The sequence below is a fragment of the Nostoc sp. FACHB-888 genome, assembly GCF_014696655.1.
In the GTDB taxonomy this organism is placed as follows: Bacteria; Cyanobacteriota; Cyanobacteriia; order Cyanobacteriales; family Nostocaceae; genus Nostoc.
On record NZ_JACJQM010000004.1, the window covers coordinates 124,614 to 142,003 of the forward strand.

At 42.7% G+C, this 17,390-nt stretch carries 16 protein-coding genes; 14 read left to right on the plus strand and 2 right to left on the minus strand.

The genetic code is table 11. From position 1 onward, the window contains the following. Window positions 1-140 precede the first annotated feature (140 nt). The 10 genes from H6G26_RS04330 (at window position 141) to H6G26_RS04375 (ending at window position 9,014) form a co-directional block, all read left to right on the plus strand. The gene (locus tag H6G26_RS04330; protein ID WP_100900265.1) at window positions 141-884 is read left to right on the plus strand and encodes a response regulator transcription factor; all 744 of its coding nucleotides are present in this window, start codon (window positions 141-143) and stop codon (window positions 882-884) included. A gap of 828 nt (window positions 885-1,712) precedes the next feature. Then, window positions 1,713-3,413, plus strand: a complete 1,701-nt coding sequence (locus tag H6G26_RS04335) for a SulP family inorganic anion transporter (protein WP_190728079.1) — start codon at window positions 1,713-1,715, stop codon at window positions 3,411-3,413. A 103-nt stretch (window positions 3,414-3,516) separates the two neighbouring features. Then, window positions 3,517-4,932 carry a cation:proton antiporter gene (locus H6G26_RS04340; RefSeq protein WP_190728080.1) on the plus strand — a complete coding sequence of 472 codons (1,416 nt, stop codon included), beginning with the start codon at window positions 3,517-3,519 and terminating at the stop codon, window positions 4,930-4,932. A gap of 189 nt (window positions 4,933-5,121) precedes the next feature. Further along, window positions 5,122-5,457, plus strand: coding sequence for a cation:proton antiporter subunit C (locus tag H6G26_RS04345; RefSeq protein WP_190728081.1), 336 nt, complete (start codon window positions 5,122-5,124; stop codon window positions 5,455-5,457). Then, window positions 5,454-6,890, plus strand: a complete 1,437-nt coding sequence (locus H6G26_RS04350; RefSeq protein WP_190728082.1) for a cation:proton antiporter — start codon at window positions 5,454-5,456, stop codon at window positions 6,888-6,890. The genes H6G26_RS04345 and H6G26_RS04350 overlap by 4 nt, the downstream gene beginning before the upstream one ends. Then, window positions 6,875-7,264: a Na+/H+ antiporter subunit E gene (locus H6G26_RS04355; RefSeq protein ID WP_190728083.1), complete on the plus strand. Its 390-nt coding sequence runs from the start codon at window positions 6,875-6,877 to the stop codon at window positions 7,262-7,264. Before H6G26_RS04350 ends, H6G26_RS04355 begins: the two co-directional genes overlap by 16 nt. Further along, window positions 7,261-7,518, plus strand: coding sequence for a hypothetical protein (locus H6G26_RS04360; RefSeq protein ID WP_190728084.1), 258 nt, complete (start codon window positions 7,261-7,263; stop codon window positions 7,516-7,518). The genes H6G26_RS04355 and H6G26_RS04360 overlap by 4 nt, the downstream gene beginning before the upstream one ends. Beyond that, complete coding sequence (locus tag H6G26_RS04365; protein ID WP_185585622.1) at window positions 7,515-7,793, plus strand: monovalent cation/H(+) antiporter subunit G; 279 nt, start codon at window positions 7,515-7,517, stop codon at window positions 7,791-7,793. Before H6G26_RS04360 ends, H6G26_RS04365 begins: the two co-directional genes overlap by 4 nt. Continuing rightward, window positions 7,786-8,355, plus strand: a complete 570-nt coding sequence (locus H6G26_RS04370; protein ID WP_190728085.1) for a DUF4040 domain-containing protein — start codon at window positions 7,786-7,788, stop codon at window positions 8,353-8,355. The genes H6G26_RS04365 and H6G26_RS04370 overlap by 8 nt, the downstream gene beginning before the upstream one ends. Continuing rightward, window positions 8,352-9,014, plus strand: coding sequence for a Na(+)/H(+) antiporter subunit B (locus H6G26_RS04375; RefSeq protein ID WP_190728086.1), 663 nt, complete (start codon window positions 8,352-8,354; stop codon window positions 9,012-9,014). Before H6G26_RS04370 ends, H6G26_RS04375 begins: the two co-directional genes overlap by 4 nt. A gap of 216 nt (window positions 9,015-9,230) precedes the next feature. On the opposite strand, the gene H6G26_RS04380 is transcribed toward H6G26_RS04375, so the two are convergent. Continuing rightward, window positions 9,231-10,022 carry an SAM-dependent chlorinase/fluorinase gene (locus H6G26_RS04380; protein WP_190728087.1) on the minus strand — a complete coding sequence of 264 codons (792 nt, stop codon included), beginning with the start codon at window positions 10,020-10,022 and terminating at the stop codon, window positions 9,231-9,233. A gap of 463 nt (window positions 10,023-10,485) precedes the next feature. Between H6G26_RS04380 and H6G26_RS04385 the strand changes: the two genes are divergently transcribed. From H6G26_RS04385 to H6G26_RS04400, 4 genes are all read left to right on the plus strand, one after another. Beyond that, on the plus strand, window positions 10,486-11,391 hold the full coding sequence (locus H6G26_RS04385; protein WP_190728088.1) for a hypothetical protein: 906 nt from the start codon (window positions 10,486-10,488) through the stop codon (window positions 11,389-11,391). Window positions 11,392-11,405: 14 nt separating this feature from the next. Further along, on the plus strand, window positions 11,406-13,328 hold the full coding sequence (locus tag H6G26_RS04390; RefSeq protein ID WP_190728089.1) for a plasmid segregation protein ParM domain-containing protein: 1,923 nt from the start codon (window positions 11,406-11,408) through the stop codon (window positions 13,326-13,328). Between the two features lie 156 nt (window positions 13,329-13,484). Beyond that, window positions 13,485-14,309 (plus strand): M90 family metallopeptidase, encoded by an 825-nt coding sequence (locus H6G26_RS04395; RefSeq protein ID WP_190728090.1) that lies wholly within the window; start codon window positions 13,485-13,487, stop codon window positions 14,307-14,309. A gap of 161 nt (window positions 14,310-14,470) precedes the next feature. After that, complete coding sequence (locus H6G26_RS04400; RefSeq protein ID WP_190728091.1) at window positions 14,471-15,679, plus strand: NupC/NupG family nucleoside CNT transporter; 1,209 nt, start codon at window positions 14,471-14,473, stop codon at window positions 15,677-15,679. Between the two features lie 531 nt (window positions 15,680-16,210). On the opposite strand, the gene H6G26_RS04405 is transcribed toward H6G26_RS04400, so the two are convergent. Continuing rightward, window positions 16,211-17,377, minus strand: a complete 1,167-nt coding sequence (locus H6G26_RS04405) for a pyridoxal phosphate-dependent aminotransferase (protein WP_190728092.1) — start codon at window positions 17,375-17,377, stop codon at window positions 16,211-16,213. Window positions 17,378-17,390 lie beyond the last annotated feature (13 nt).

Below are 17,390 nucleotides of genomic sequence, written 5' to 3' on the forward strand. Positions count from 1 at the left end.
TGTAGTTGAGTCTTGATTTCACAGTCATTTAATCTTAATATTTATGTAAGATTTAAAACCTTTTTCATCATTGATTCAAAAATCTTTGTATCTATCAAAGGTTGTTATTTATCCTTAATAAGTAGTAATAATTTTTAAGAATGCCGAGGATTCTTGTCATAGACGATGACCCAGCGATTTCAGAACTAGTTGCCGTCAACTTAGAAATGGCTGGCTACGATGTTAGTCAGGCTGAAGACGGTATCAAAGGTCAAGCGCTGGCCCTCCAGCTTCAACCAGACTTGATCATGCTTGATTTAATGTTGCCTAGAGTAGATGGGTTTACCGTTTGCCAACGCCTACGCCGCGATGATCGCACCTCTGAGATTCCCGTGTTAATGTTGACGGCTATGAGCCAGACTCAGAACAAGGTGGAAGGCTTCAATGCTGGCGCAGATGACTACCTCACTAAACCTTTTGAAGTTGAAGAACTGCTGGCGCGGGTGCGGGCACTTTTGCGACGTACTGACCGCATTCCCCAAGCAGCAAAGCATAGTGAAATTCTCAACTATGGCTCACTCACCCTCGTTCCCGAAAGATTTGAGGCAATATGGTTTAATGAGACGGTGAAATTAACTCACTTGGAATTTGAGTTACTTCACTGCTTATTACAACGCCACGGTCAAACAGTTTCTCCCAGCGAAATCCTCAGAGAAGTTTGGGGCTACGATCCTGATGATGACATAGAAACCATTCGAGTCCATATTCGCCACTTGAGAACCAAGCTAGAACCAGATCCCCGCCACCCCCGCTATATAAAGACAGTATATGGTGCTGGATACTGTCTGGAATTACCCGGTGTACCTCCAGCAAATGAAGGAGCTTCAGTAACAGTCGTTGAATGAAATCACGCTAAATTCCCTTAAACTTTGCCATGACTTAGGCAAGAACTCTCTGTAACTCTTATTGCTTACCGTTTAGTTAAGGTTATTGGTGAGATTTTCCTTTAGGTAGAGACGTTGTATTGCAACGTCTCTACAAATGTAATTGACAGGTAAATTATTTTAACGGTTTTAATAGGGTTTATCAAAACTGCGATATTTGCACCAGTTTTGATACTCCTCATACCGTTATGCTAAAGCTTACTCCCCAACGCTTGCTCTTAAGGGGCTAGGGGTTAGGCCTGTATTTCACGCAATTGAGAGCCGCTATATTGAGAGTGCTTAAAAGTGCAAATCAACGTATTCCTATGCCAGAAGTCATTTGCTCTGCGTTTGATTTTTGGTCAAAAAACTTTTGCAATAATAATTAATATAAACTTTACATATTGTATTGATTAGTGCAATCAAAGATTAGTCAACAATCATAGCCTTTTATCTATGAAAGCAATTTAATATTTATTTAATATTGAGGCTTGTGAATAAGCAAGATTGACATATAAGGCTGTAAGCTATTATTGATCACAATTAAAAATGGCGATAAACAAAACTTGCAATTTATGTAAGTTTTTTCAGTCCAATTTTTGAACCATCTTTGTTCTAAGCCTTCTCTATTGAAGATTCGTATTTAGCGACTCGCCATGTAGAAAGGCAATATAGTCTGCTGCTTTGCGAAGAATTAAAGTTTTCTTTGCCTAACTTTTCATGGCAATAAAACATGAAACGTACTCAAAGTAGCTGGCAATTTTCACAACCCAAAATTTATTTTGCTTTTTTTGTAACCAAAACCCCAGTATGTCATTGACTAATACGATCCATTTTAGAAACTTACAAGGCGATTTATTCGGTGGTTTAACTGCTGCGATCGTTTCGTTGCCTTTAGCGCTGGCATTCGGTGTTGCTTCCGGTGCTGGGCCTGTAGCTGGCCTTTATGGTGCAGTTTGTGTCGGCTTTTTCGCAGCTTTATTTGGTGGGACACCAACCCTTATTTCTGAGCCAACCGGGCCAATGACCGTGGTTATGACTGCAATTGTCGGTTCCATGACCGCAGCTAACCCCGAAAACGGCTTGGCAATGGCATTTACCGTAGTCATGCTAGCAGGAATATTTCAAATCTTTTTTGGGATATTTAAGTTGGGTAAATACATTACCCTCATGCCTTACAGCGTGATTTCTGGGTTTATGTCTGGGATTGGCGTGATTCTGATTATTTTGCAGATTGCTCCTTTTGTCGGACAGCCAAATCCTAAAGGTGGCGTACTGGGAATGGTGCAAAATCTGCCTCAGTTATTAACTCAGATTAATCCTGCTGAAACAGCTTTGGGCTTGCTAACGCTGGCAATTATTTTCTTCATGCCAAGCAAGCTTAAGCGCTTTGCTCCTCCGCAGCTGGTGGCATTAATTATCGGAACTATAGTTTCTTTAACCATCTTCGGCGGTACGGATATCAGACGAATTGGGGAAATTCCCGTAGGATTGCCGACATTACAATTACCTGTCTTCACTGCATCCCAAATGACAGTCATGATTGTGGATGGGGCAATGTTGGGGATGTTGGGTTGTATTGATACTTTATTGACGGCAGTAATTGCAGATAGTTTGACTCGTACTGAACATAAATCTGACAAAGAATTGATTGGTCAAGGTATCGGTAACTTAGTATCTGGTTTGTGTGGCGGGCTACCTGGGGCTGGTGCCACGATGGGAACGGTAGTTAATATCCAAACTGGTGCTAGAACAGCTGTCTCTGGTTTAACTCGTGCATTAATTTTGTTAGTTGTAGTTTTGTGGGCTGCGAGTATCACTCAACCTATCCCAATGGCGGTATTGGCTGGTATTGCTCTCAAGGTCGGGGTTGACATTCTAGACTGGAGCTTCTTGAAACGCGCTCATAAGGTGTCGCTGAAAGGCACAATCATCATGTACGGTGTGTTGTTTTTGACCGTATTTGTTGACTTAATAGTTGCTGTCGGCGTGGGAGTGTTCATTGCTAATATCTTAACTATCGATCGCCTCTCTGAATTACAATCTCAGGAAGTGAAGGTAATTAGCGATGCTGATGACGCAGTTATCTTGAATAACGAAGAGAAAAAATGGCTTGATCTAGCTAATGGACGCGTTCTGCTATTTTACCTGAGCGGGCCGATGATTTTTGGAGTATCTAAAGCGATCGCTCGTGAACATTCAGCAATGGCAGACTCTGATGTGCTGATTATGGATTTGACCGATGTACCAATGTTGGGTGTAACTGCTTCTTTGGCAATTGAAAACGCCATCAAGGATGCTAGTGAACAAGGTCGTAATGTATTAATTGTTGGTGCAACCAGCAAAGTCAAAAAGCGCTTAGACAAGTTTGGCATTTCAAGGTTTGTACCAGAGCATCATATGTTTGTAGATCGTGTAGATGCACTTAAACAAGCTGTTGCTTTAGTTAATCCTCATGCAAGTTCTGCTAATACTTCTGGCGTTAGTAACTACACTGACAGCTATTCGTAAGTTTTAATTCGTAATTCGTAATTCGTAATTGTATTATGAATTACGAAATATTAATTACGCTTTTTAATTGGCTCCAAAATGAATCAGAAACACAAGCAAAAACATGATTTTTTCAGAACCAATACTTAATTCGTTTACCTGGTTAAATTTTATCACCGGAGGTTTGCAGTCTCCTTTACTAGCAACAACTAACGAGGCAGAATATGCTCCTATTGTACTGACTGGAGTATTGCTAAGTTTAGTAGTCATTTATCTGGCTAGTAAAATTGGTGGCGAATTATTTAGAATGATGGACTTGCCACCTGTATTAGGAGAATTAGTTGGTGGGGTGCTTGTGGGTGCTTCTGCTCTCCATTTGGTAGTGTTTCCTGATAGTGGAGCAACTGGTAGCGACTCCATTATCATGGCTATCCTGCAATTCATTAATAACCTAAGTCCTGATGCAGTCACATCAATCTTTCAAAGCCAGAGTGAGGTTGTTTCTGTACTCGCCGAACTAGGTGTGATCATTCTGTTATTTGAAATTGGTCTAGAATCAGACTTAAAAGAATTACAGAAAGTCGGTTATCAAGCAACAATTGTTGCTTGTGTTGGGGTAGCTGTTCCTTTTGCAGCTGGTACGGCAGGATTGATATTATTGTTTAATGCCCCAGTAATTCCGGCAATTTTTGCAGGTGCGGCCCTTACCGCTACTAGTATTGGGATTACCTCCAAAGTTTTGTCAGAAATTGGACAGTTAAAATCTCGTGAAGGTCAAATTATTGTCGGTGCAGCCGTCATTGATGACATTTTAGGCATCATTGTATTGGCAGTAGTTGCGAGTCTTGCCAAAACTGGTGAGGTTGATATTTTCAACGTCATTTATCTGATTGTCAGCGCTACAGTTTTTCTCATTGGCTCAATTCTCCTTGGCAAATATTTTAATCAGAGTTTTGTTGCCATTGCGAATAAATTGCAAACGCGAGGCAACTTAATTATCCCAGCATTTATCTTTGCTTTTTTCATGGCTTTTCTGGGTAATGCTATTCATTTAGAAGCTATTTTAGGCGCATTTGCGGCTGGCTTAGTTTTGGATGAAACGGATAAACGCAAGGAGCTAGATGAGCAGGTTAAACCGGTTGCTGATATCTTAGTACCAGTTTTCTTTGTGACAGTTGGCGCGAAAGTTGATCTAGGCGTTCTTAATCCTTTAGTTCCAGGAAATCGAGAAGGATTAATTATTGCTACCTTCTTAATTGCGATCGCAATTATCGGTAAAGTTGTCACAGGTTGGGCGGTTTTTGGTCAACCTGGAATTAATCGATTAGCGGTTGGTGTGGGGATGATTCCGCGTGGTGAAGTTGGGTTAGTGTTTGCCGCCATTGGTGCAGCTAGTGGTACTCTTGATAAACCATTGCAAGCTGCGATCGTTATTATGGTGATTTTGACAACCTTCTTAGCACCGCCTTTATTGCGGTTTGCATTCAAACAATCACCAGAAGAAAAAGAATCTTTAGAAAAAGCCAATTTAATAGGCTAATACAAGAAGGCAGAAGGCAGGAAGAATATTACTTGTTTCATCAGCTTTTTATCCTTTTTAAACTGGATAGTTATTTTTGCCATGCCGCCTTAGCTAGTTTTATAGCACTACTTTTAAACATAAGAAGGTAAAAGAAACGAATTATATTTTCTCTTTTACCTTTAACTCTATACCCAAAAGGCAATTTCCGTGTTAGAAGCGTGCATATTCGCAACAATATTTTGCGGATTTTTCGGCATCATCCTTAAAAAGAACCTCGTTATGAAGATCATCTCTATGGATGTCATGAGTACCGGGGTTATCGCCTATTATGTGCTGATTGCATCACGAGATGGCTTATTCACACCAATTATTTCCAACGTCAAAAATATTAAATACGCCGATCCGGTTCCCCAGGCGGTTATATTGACGGCGATTGTGATCGGATTTTCGATTCAGGCGTTAATGCTGGTCGGCGTTATGAAGTTGGCACGAGATAATCCGACTTTGGAAAGCAACGAAATCGAGAAGAATAACACGCCATGAATAGCATTACGATCGCATGGACTGCACTACCATTTTTTTTGGGGTTTGTCATTTATTTGCTCCCAAAAGTTGACAAATATCTCGCTCTGTGTATGGCTTTTGCATCAGCAGGATATGCGTTGCAGCTATTTGTCACTCAGTCGCCACTAACACTACAGTTACTAGATAATTTTGGCGTTATTTTAACAATCGATCAATTAAGCGGCTACTTTATATTAACTAATGCGCTGGTGACGGCAGCAGTCATCCTCTACTGTTGGCACGATAAAACAGCTTTTTTTTACGCGCAACTGATCATTTTGCATGGCAGTATCAATGCCGCGTTTGTCTGTTCGGATTTGATCAGTTTATACGTGGCGTTAGAGGTGAGTGGTATTGCTGCGTTTCTGTTGATTGCCTATCCCCGAACTGACCGCTCGATTTGGGTTGGCTTACGCTATCTGTTTATCAGCAACGTGGCAATGCTTTTTTATCTGGTTGGCGCGGTGTTGGTCTATCAGGCGCATCATTCCTTTAGTTTTGAAGGTTTGCGGGTAGCACCTCCAGAAGCGCTTGCCCTGATTTTTTTGGGACTCTTGACAAAAGGAGGAATTTTTGTATCAGGATTATGGTTGCCGTTGACTCACTCCGAATCGGAAACGCCAGTGTCGGCGATGCTGTCGGGAGTTGTGGTAAAAGCTGGTGTCTATCCATTAGTGCGGTGTGCGCTGATGGTGGAAGAGATTGACCCAATAGTAAGAATTTTCGGAGTTGGGACGGCGCTTTTGGGAGTGTTCTATGCAGTCTTTGAAAAAGATACCAAGCGGATGCTAGCGTTTCACACGGTTTCGCAGTTGGGCTTTATCCTCGCTGCGCCCTCTGTGGGTGGTTTTTATGCGCTGACGCACGGACTGGTTAAATCGGCGCTTTTTCTAATTGCCGGGGCTTTACCGAGTCGCAATTTCAAGGAACTACAACATCAAGCGATCGCTACCCCAGTTTGGATTGCCTTGGTTATAGCCAGCTTCTCAATATCCGGCTTTCCTTTGTTATCCGGCTTTGGGGCGAAGGTATTGACGACAAAGAATTTACTGCCTTGGCAAGCGATCGCCATGAATGTTGCAGCCCTCGGAACAGCAATATCTTTTGCCAAATTCATATTTCTGCCGCGTGGGGGAAAAGCGGAGGTAAAGCCTGGTTTTTGGGCAGCCATAATTCTGTTGATCGGTGGACTGTTCCTAGCTAATATTGCGTATTACGAGGCGTACACCGTTGAGAATATCATCAAACCCCTCGCAACCATCGGCATTGGATGGTTGGCGTATTTGCTAATTTTTAAACATTCAGTACTCAAGCTGCCGCGTGTCCTTGAACAATTTGACCATTTGATCGGTGTCATGAGTCTGATTTTAATCCTGTTGTTCTGGAAGGGATTTGCATGGTTGGGTATTTAAATCTAATATTGCGACTGACTATTTGGTTTTTGCTCACTGCCGATTTCAGTGTGGCGAATATCATCATTGGCATCAGCATCGCACTTCTATTGCCGGGTGGTAAAACAGCAAGGGAATCATTAAAAGATTGGCTGCGTGTGTTGGGTGAGATCGTAGTGGCGATTCCGCAGGCGTATATTGAAGCATTTCAAATCATCCTCCGCCCGCATAAATACGAAGATATAACGATGGAACGAGCTAAACCAGGACGTACACCAGGGCTTGTATTCCTAGATATCTTCCTAATTACTTTTACGCCAAAGACCATTGTTTTGAAATACCACGAAGCAGGCTGGTACGAAGTACATTGGGTGCGACGGAGGAGAAAAGTATGATCCTGAATCTAGTATTGATTGCCATGATTCTGGCAATGCTCATCCCCATGTATGAGGCATGGCAAGATGATGATATTTGGCAAAAAATGCTCGCATTTGCCAGTTTTGCCACCAAAAGTTCAATCATGATCCTGGTGGTATCCGTCTTCCGTGATGATTGGATGATTGGTGTTGTCGGGGTGATCATCCTAAGTGTGGGAAATGCTGGCTTAATGTTGCTGGCTCATGTTATCAAACGAATGAACCAAGTATGATTGACTTTTTCAGCTATATATGCATTGGTTTAGGACTTTTCTTCTGGTTTTGGGGAACCTTTCCTCTGTTGGGCAAGCGATCGCTATTATTCAAACTCCATAGTCTTTCGGTTGCAGACACCCTTGGCTCGATGAGTATCATCATCGGGCTACTCTTAAAGATTCCCAGCGAATGGCCGCTGCTCATCCTCGCTCTCATCTCCTTGGCCATCTGGAATACAGTGCTGGGGTATGTATTGGCTTACTGTTCTAGTAGCGAGGGTAACTATGAATGATAGCTATCTCTATATCATCATCGCCCTGTTGCCGTTGGCTGGGTGTATGGTGGTATTTCAGGTCAATCCATACCATGCGCTAGTAATTCGCGGCATATTAGGAGCTGTGTCGGCAATGGTATATGCGGTTTTGGGAGCGCCAGATGTTGCTTTAACCGAAGCCTTGGTGGGTACTATGCTGGCAATTACCCTTTACGCGGTGGCAGTGCGTTCATCCTTAGTGATGCGTCTTGGCTTGGTCAAAGACGAGGCAGATGACGAACAGCATTTTGGGCAACTGATGGATGACTTACGCACAATTTTTCGTAAACGCCAGATGCGTCTAGAACTTGTTCCCTACCCAAATACCCAAGCTTTGGAACGGGCACTGATGGATAAAGAAGTCCATGCAACTTGTGTCAGACGAGAACAAGACCAGGCAACTAGTGAGGACGAAAAACAGTTTTATCACACCGCCATTAGGGTGAAACGCATCTATGAGATTATGCAAACTGAACTTGCATCACCAGCGACAATCCTGAGTTATGTAAGTACACCAGCTGAAAGGGAGAAGCATAAATGAAATGGATCTACATTGCAGCAGGGATAGCGCTGTTTGTAAAAATGCTCGTCTTGCCGAATTCAGCGCCAGTCGTACCGGATTTCTCGATCGTTGAATCGATTGTTAAAGATGGTGGCATACCCAATGCGGTTACAGTTATCATTCTCAGGAATCGTTTGTATGACACGATCTTCGAGGTAGTAGTATTTACGATCGCAATTATGGGTGCATACTTTTTGCTAGCCAATGAACAGCCGTCCTGCGCGATCTATCGTTTCACCGATCAACCATCCATCGTGCTGGCGCGTCTGGGAGCAACTATTGCTGCGATGGTAAGTATCGAACTAGCTATTCGGGGACATCTCAGCCCTGGCGGTGGTTTTGCGGCTGGAGTTGCAGGTGGAACTGCGATCGGGTTGATTGCCATTACCTCTTCACCGGAGTGGATGCAAGGGATTTACCAGCGCTACCACGCCGCTACATGGGAGAAAGTTTCGGTTCTTGTTTTCATTGTACTGGCGGCTATAACTCTGACTGGAGTTGAGTTACCGCACGGAGAGATGGGCGCACTTTTGAGTGGGGGGATTGTCCCCTTGCTGAATATTCTAGTTGCAGTCAAAGTCGCGTTGGGGTCGTGGGCGGTGATTTTGGTTTTTATTCGTTATCGGGGATTGTTATGAAGAGGCAGGAGGCAGAAGGTAAACCCCATTAGTAAATTTAGAGGTTTCAATAAGAACGCAGTATTTCTTGTAGCACTTTCGACTAAAAATACATAGCATATTCTTTCTTGTCTACGATACGCTATGCGAACATAAATAAATTTACTTGCTCTCAAAGAAAGTGGCAGAGGACAAAAAAGATATTTTCTTCCTCCTGCCTCCTGCCTTTACCCGATTTTAGGCAATTCGAGTTACTTGCTGATTCACACGGGGACGGCCAAAGCGTTCCCAAGCACTCCCTCCTCGCAGAAAAAGCTCTAAAAAGCGCAATGGTTCTCCTGAATCGCCTCTTGACCAACCGGAACTACCAGGAGCAAAGGCTAAAGTCCCTTCAGACACCTTGAAGCTGCCATCAGAATACACTGCATCACTCACCACATCTCCAATTCGAATCACGATCTTGCTTTGAGGCTCTAAATTCAGTGTATGCGCCCCAATAGTAGTTTTGATGTTGCCGTAACCATCAATCCAAGCAATTCGATCTGGTGGAACATCTGGGATTTGCTCGCTCTTGAGGCTATCTCCCAGAAGGCTAAAATCTTCATTCATAATGGCAGCCGCAGCCGGAGGAAAGACATCCCGTGAGCGAAACTGCGAGCCACCGCGAGAAACGTTAACCACTCGCAACTCCTTTGTATAGTCTTTGATAAAGGAGAGGGTGTAGCCTGCATTTACACCCACTACTTTTACACCATTGGATAAAAGAGCATAAGTTAGTCCTTCACCTTCATTGTCTCGACGGGCTTCAGGATCATCCTGACGAGGCGCACAGTTATGATAAATTAGGCGATCGCTAGGGCCTGGGTTAAGTCCTAGTTGGGCAATCCAGAATCCCGTTGCCAAGGTACTGAATGCTGGAACCGAAAGCAAATGAATTTGGGCATCGGGAGAAGCCATCAGCAGACGTTGTGTGACTTCTGTAAATGCCGGATCTCCTGTACCGTAGTCTGCAATGACGCAGATAAACATTCAGCTCCTCCTTTTAATGGGTGTAATTTGCAATCAATGGTTAGACAATAGGTAGCCTTCAAAGGCTCCAGTAAAAAGAGGCAGGGGAGCAGGGAGCAGGGAGCAAGGGGGAGAGACTGTGAAGGAGCTTAGCTTGTACTCCACCCAAGTCTTGCGCCCTTCATGACGGGGCTTCTTACCCATGTTTCGCTCCACTTCGCGCAAAGGGGAAGGGCTTGTTCCCCCTGCTCCCTGCCCCCTTCCCTTCTGCTTCTTCGGTGAACCTGCCTCATCAGCAGTCTACGTGTGATCTCAACTATATGCAAGATTTCTAGATAACATTGAGCGCAATTTTCCAGCCAAAAAATACTGGAACTACACAACTTAGATTAATTACATCAGTCATCATGTGATTACAGGTTTAAATAAGCAGTTGTCTGCTCATTTAACTTTTATTAGTAACGTTAAAGTTTTAGTCAACGCAATGAAAACAATCACCTCACTTTTTAGCGAAGAACGCAACCAACTCCAGACAGATATTGATAACACAACTAACATTGAGGATATAGTTAAGCTGGTTCAGAATCGGCTTGATAATCTCGAAAGAATTTACATTGAAAAGCTTAATTTGGCTCAAGTTCGTCTGGCTTCCTTTTTCCTAGATACCCTGCGGCAGTCCATTGCTACTCTTGCTGCGGCTAACTATTCTCAAATTGCTCCAACAGAGCAAACGCAATTTACTAACCCAAGTACAAAGGTTTTTTCCAGCAGATTAATCCTAAAACTGCTAAAAGGACTAATTTATATAGGCATCTTAAGCTCGTTGTTCTCTTTAACTAAAACTACCCCAGGTGCATGGATGGCTATCTTACTAACTTCTATACTTCTAGGGGTAGAAGTTGTGCTTCAACTTGAGTTAAAGAGCCAGCAAAATTCTATGTCTTCAGAGCTATTGGAATTACCTAAACCTATGCTTCGGATTGATAGCAAAGTATTTTTAGATCATCTTGGCGATGCTCTCAACACTATCGACCTAGCAGTAGCTAGAGTAGAAGAATGGAATAAACATGAAGGCGACTTAGCAATAGAAGAACTGCCAGAGCTATTGAATTTTCTGCAAAGGCTGATGGGCGCATCAAAACTTGATAAACCCCAAATGGCTTATGAACTTGCAAAACTTCTACCACAAATTTTAATGTCTCAGGGAATTAACGCTCAAACTTACCGACCAAATGACCCGCACAGCGATCGCGAGTATTTTGACTTTGAGCCAAGTATCGACCCCGATACCAAAGATCATGTAACTCTAACTCCGGCTTTGTTGAAAGGCGATCGCTTGATTCGGCGCGGTAGGGTAATTGAGCCAGCATATTCCTCTGCTAGAGAATAATAGACAATAAGGGTATGGAAATTTTAGAAACAATCGGTTTTGATTTGGGGCACGGTGAAACGGCTGTAGCTAAAGCGATCGTGGAAAGCATCGACCCCCCGCAGATGCTGGAGATTAACAACAAGAAGAACCAAATTACAGCCCTTGGTTGGCATCCTAAACTCGGTTATCTTGTCGGCGAACAAGCCTTAATTCAAGCTGGCGTTACCCAACTGACAATCTCTTTCAAGCAAAAACCAAATAACGATCCAAAGTACCGGGAAATAATTAGCACTTTTGTAGCAACCTACTACCGCCTTTTGAAAGAAAGCAAACAACTTGAAGGTGGGGAAAGTAGCTATTTTTACATTGGTTGCCCTTCAGGATGGTCAGTTAGCGATCGCACCGAATACCAAAAGCTACTTCAAGAAGCTGGCATTCCCCAAATAAATGTTGTACCTGAATCGCGGGCTGCTTTCATGCAAGCCAAGGAAGCCGGGAAACTGGAGTATGACAAACTTGTTGCATCGGTGCTAATTGTCGATATTGGTTCTTCAACCACAGATTTTACTCTGGTTAAGAGCTTAGAAGAGATCCCGATAGATTTCGGGAGTAATACTTTAGGTGCATCTCTAATTGACAAAGCTATTTTTGCCCGAACTCTCGCCAACCACGAGCAAAAAGCATTACTCGAAAAAGTATTTAAGGAATATCCCCATCACCAAGCTCGTTGTGAACTTGCTTGTCGCAAAGCTAAAGAAGATTACTTTTCTAATGAACAGCTATACAGCGATCCTGAATCCTTTGCGCGTGGGTTCGAGTCAATCAACGAACAGATTTATTTTATTCCCCAAGTGAATAAATTGATCATAGAGGAAATCTTAAACCAGCCCTTACCTGAACTTGGGCATCATAGTTGGGTGCGATCGTTTAGCGATTCTTTAACCGAGGCGAAAGAAAAGTTAGAAACACTTGGAATCGTGCCGAAACTTTTGTTGATGACTGGTGGTGCATCTCGCATGAAGTTTACCCACTTGCTTTGTCAGGAAATGTTTCCCGAACCAGAAACCCTGCTTCGCCCTGATCCAGAACCGGAACGGTGCATTGCACTGGGTTTAGCACGAGTAGGACGATGGGATCTGCGTGCTGCTGCTTTTAAGGAAGAAGTCAACAAACTATTTACCTCGAATACGCTCAAAGATTTGATTAAGAGGCATATCCCGGAGTTAATCGAATCATTAACTAAGCCTTTAACAGATGGCTTGATTGTTAATGCAGTTAAACTAGCTTTAAAAGATTGGCAAAAAAACAAAATACGGACTTTAGCCGATTTGGAAACATCTTTAATCAGTCGTGCAGAACAATGGCTCAAAAGCGAACGCGCTGTGCAGATAATTAATCATCAATGCGCTTATTGGTTTAGCAATAAAATCCAACCTGATTTAGCCGCACAAACCGATCCAATCTGTCGGAAGTTTCAGATACCTAGAAGCAGTTTGAGGTTCCAGGATAGCATTGACCCAAACTTTGTTAACCCAGAGCTACGAATTGGAGATGCTATTTTGGCTGAGACAGTGGGCTTTATTGTCAATGTAGTAATTGGTGGAGGCACTGTAGCTAGCATCATCACTCTCATACTAACTGGACATTTAACCTGGCCTATTGCACTAGTATATGGGGCTTCGGTTATGGCGGCAGGAATGGAGCTAAATCGTAAGAGTGTTCAAGAAGTAATCAAGACGAATGTGGATGTACCTAGTTGGGTTCGTTCTAGTTTTTTGAGTGATAAAAAAATCGAGGATATGTGTGAGCAAATCAAGCCTGAGTTGGAGAAAGTTATTCAAGAACAACTGACAGCAGATCAAGAGGCTTTTGATAAACTGATTGCCAAAGTTGAGCAAGGGCTTCAAAAAAGTCTTGCCAACAAAGTTCAATCTTGCATAATTCTGATCCAATAGTAGTGATGTGTGCCGTAAATATAGTTTTTATAAATTATGCTCGCATCTACCTACTAAGGATTTAAAAATATATCAGAGTAAGCTCTCGAAGAGCGGGGAGGGGGTGGGCTTCTTGGTATTACCAGCGACTAAAGTATGTAAATTTCTCAAAAGTCAATGATTAAAACAATAGTTGTCTTTCTGATCATTGGGCTACTTATTACTGGGATTTTAGTCAATCCCATTCTAGTTAAAAGGCGAAGAAACCGTCTCAAACATCGTCCTTTTCCCCCGCTTTGGAATGCCATTATTGAAAATAATCTTCCTATTTATCTCTGCCTTTCTCCCGATGAAATCAGACGACTTCAGGGACATATTCAAGTATTCTTAGCAGAAAAGCAATTTATTGGGTGTAGAGGATTACAAGTGACAGAGGAAATGAAACTGACACTTGCGGCTGTTGCCTGTTTACTCTTATTAAATGAACGGGGGCAATACTTCCCCAAACTTCGTTCAATTCTGGTGTATCCCAACGCTTATTTTGTTCAGGAAACGGCTTCCATCGGAAAATATGTTGTTGAAGAAAGGCGTGTGGCAAGACTGGGCGAATCGTGGACAAATGACCAATTAGTACTGTCTTGGGAACAGGTAAAACAAGACACTGATAACTGGAAGGATGGACATAACGTTGTGCTTCATGAATTCGCCCATCAGTTGGATCAAGAAGATGGTAAGGCTGAAGGAGTTCCTATACTGCAACGCAACTCAGACTATGTTATTTGGGCAAAGGTGATGACAGAAGCATATCAGCAACTTTGTAATGATGTTCTACAAGGCGTAAAGACGGTAATGGATAGCTATGGTGCAACAAATCCCGCAGAATTTTTTGCTGTAGCGACTGAGACATTTTTTGAGAAGCCCCACCAATTATTATCCAAGCACCCGGCACTTTATGAGCAATTGCAACGTTACTATCAATTAAATCCTGTGCAATGGACGTGAACTAAGTAACTAGGTGTGTGGAAAAATTTATAAGTATGTAACGAAAAATTAAGTTTAGTTTTTTCATACTTACTTAATTGGCTATAAAACCATAAAAACACGCGGATTTTTGTGTATGCTTTTTGACCATGTGCCTTTGCGATACACTTCCGGGAGTAAACATGGAACGCGCCATTTCTGCGTTGGGAATCTTAGTTTTTATCGGTATATCCTACGCCTTCTCTGTTAATCGTCGTGCGGTGCGTTGGCGAATAGTGGCCTGGGGTTTAGGATTGGAGTTTGCATTTGCACTAGTAATTCTTAAAACTCCTTGGGGTTTGAATGTGTTTAAATCTCTGGGAGATATTGTCAGCCAATTTTTAGCATTTTCTGATGTTGGTGCAAAATTCGTCTTTGGAGAAAATTTTAAGGATCATTTCTTTGCCTTCCAAGTGCTGCCGACAATTATCTTTTTCTCTGCCTTCATCAGCGTTTTATATTACTACGGTATTTTACAGCGAGTGGTAAATGTAATGGCGTGGGTAATGATGAAGACGATGAAAACATCGGGTTCTGAATCTTTATCCTGTGCAGGTAATATTTTTTTAGGGCCAACAGAGTCGGCGCTGATGGTTAAACCTTACATAGCGAATATGACGCAATCGGAACTCCATGCCGTGATGACGGGTGGTTTTGCCACAATTGCAGGTGGAGTTCTAGGGGCATATCTTTCCTTTGGGATACCAACAGAACACCTGATTGCTGCTTTCTTTATGACTTCTCCCACATCGTTGGTAGTATCAAAATTGCTGTATCCAGAAACAGAAGTATCAGAGACAATTGGAAAGGTAAAAGTGGATGTAGAAACCAATTATGTAAACGTAATTGATGCTGCTACGACGGGAGCAATTGATGGCGTGAAGTTAGCTGTTAACGTCGGCGTGATGATTATTGCCTTTTTAGGATTATTAGCTGCGCTGAATGCACTGCTAGGATGGTTGGGGACATTTGTGGGTTTACAGCAACTGTCATTACAGTGGATTTTATCTTTTGTTATGGCTCCCGTAGCTTGGCTGATGGGCGTACCTTGGGCTGATTGTCGGCAAGTTGGGGCTTTATTGGGTACAAAAACAATTCTGAATGAGTTTATTGCTTTTTTGGATTTGAAGGCACTAATTGAAAGTGATAAAATTTCCCAACGCGCAATAATTATTGCGACTTACGCCTTATGCAATTTTGCCAATATAGGTTCAATTGGAATGACGATTGGCGGCATTACTGGAATAGCGCCTAATCGCCAGCGTGATTTAGCTCGCATGGGTGTAAGGTCTATGATTGGCGGATTGTTAGCGGGTTTTATCACCGCTTGTATTGCTGGTATGTTGATTTGAATAAGAATACTTCCAAGCCAGAATTCAGGAGTTATATCATGTCCGCGATTACCTACTTAATCGCAGTGATAGTTAGGGCGGGGTAAAACTAAAGCTAAAACCTTAGTAAATCAGGTTTGGGGTGAGGTTTTGAGAATTTATGCAATAAATATATTGAATTCGGGTGGTCGTTTATTGAATTCGGGTAGTCGTTTATTGAATTCAAGCAGTGGTTAGGGTGGGGTAAAACCTAGATTCTTGAACAACTTCAGACTTGTGTGTACACCGTAGCCAATACATACGGGGAGGGTTAGGTGGGGTAACGCGGTGAGTAACGGTAAGTAAATGAACTCAGTATCACGTTTTGACAAGGGTTTCACGTTAAGTTGACACAAATGGCTACAATGTTGCTACTTCAGCTAAAGATGCCTTTTTAGGCAATATTAAAAATGAACTCCACCCTTTCTCAGTGGAAAAGGTGGAGTTAAGAAATTGGAGAGTTGGTAAATTCTCCTCACAAATGACAAATGACAACTGACAAATGACAACCAACTAAATACGCGACTTGACAAATTTCTCTAATCTATCCATTCCCTTTTCAATCGTCGCCATATCTGTGGCGTAGGAAAGGCGAATGTTGTCATCAGCGCCAAAAGCAATTCCGGGAATGACTGCAACTTGATGTTTTTCTAGCAAAGCGTCACAAAATTCTAAGGATTTTAGACCGGTTTTGCTGATATCAGGGAACAGATAAAAAGCGCCATCTGGTTTTGCGGTACTCAAACCGGGAATTGCATTGAGTCTGTCTAGCATTACCTGTCGACGTTTGGCGAAGGCTTGGCGCATTTCTTCGACACAATCTTGAGGACTTTGTAGTGCCGCGATCGCACCATATTGGGCAAAGGTACATACGTTAGATGTACTATGCCCTTGGATGGAACTCGCGGCTTTAATGATTTCCACAGGCCCCGCTAAATAACCAAGTCTCCAACCAGTCATAGAATAAGCCTTCGCAAACCCATTACTGATCAAAGTGCGGTCAAAAATTTCCTTTCCAAGAGAACCGATGCTGATATGTTCTGCACCGTCGTAGAGAATCTTTTCGTAAATCTCATCAGAGACGACAAAGATATCTGCATCTACTACTACCTGCGCCAGTGCTTTGATTTCATCTGGCGTGTAAACCATCCCTGTGGGATTAGATGGCGAGTTGAGAATAAATAACTTTGTCTTGGGCGTGATTGCTTTACGGAGTTGTTCGGCAGTAACCTTATAACCCGTCGTTGCATCTGTGGGGAGAATTACTGGGACTCCACCGACCAAAGTCACCATTTCGGGATAACTTAACCAGTAGGGTGCAGGGATAATTACCTCATCACCTGGATCAATTAGTGCCACCATCAAGTTGTACAAAGAATGCTTACCGCCATTGGTGACGATGACATTCTCTAACTTGTAATCAAGACCGTTATCAATTTTAAGCTTATGGGCGATCGCTTCCCTTAACTTTGGTTCTCCAGCTGCTGCACCATATTTGGTTTTGCCTTCTTCCAAAGCTTTGATTGCTGCGGCTTTAATATGCGCTGGGGTATCAAAATCTGGTTCTCCAGCGCTAAAACTACAAACATCTATTCCTTCCGCCTTCAGTCCCTTAGCCTTGGCTGCGATCGCTAAGGTTAATGAAGGTGTTACCTGACTTACTCTTGCTGCCAGCTTCATTCTTACTTTTTTT